1 pseudogene is annotated in these 249 nt (G+C 72.7%); it reads right to left on the bottom strand.

Annotated features, from left to right (window positions below):
• A pseudogene (locus tag SB756_RS33425) lies at nucleotides 1–249 on the bottom strand (collagen-like protein); the annotation flags it as partial.

Below are 249 nucleotides of genomic sequence, written 5' to 3'. Positions count from 1 at the left end.
CTACAGGCGTTGGATGGTGACGGCACCTGCGGGCCCGGCCGGCCCCGGCTGGCCTTCCAGCCCTGGCCGGCCCTTGTCGCCACCCTCGGCGCGGTACACCAGGCAGCCTTTGGCTTGCCCACCTTTGCCGGGTTTGCCTGCCGTACCGGCCGCGCCACCCGCCCCGCCATCCACCCAGACCTTGATCTGTTGCGCCGGGTAGCTTTGCGGCAGCTCCACTCGCACCTGCGCACCCGCCGCACCCGGCAG

The organism is Pseudomonas sp. SIMBA_068 (assembly GCF_046534705.1).
GTDB lineage: Bacteria > Pseudomonadota > Gammaproteobacteria > Pseudomonadales > Pseudomonadaceae > Aquipseudomonas > Aquipseudomonas putida.
This window is presented reverse-complemented; position numbering and strand designations above follow the sequence as displayed.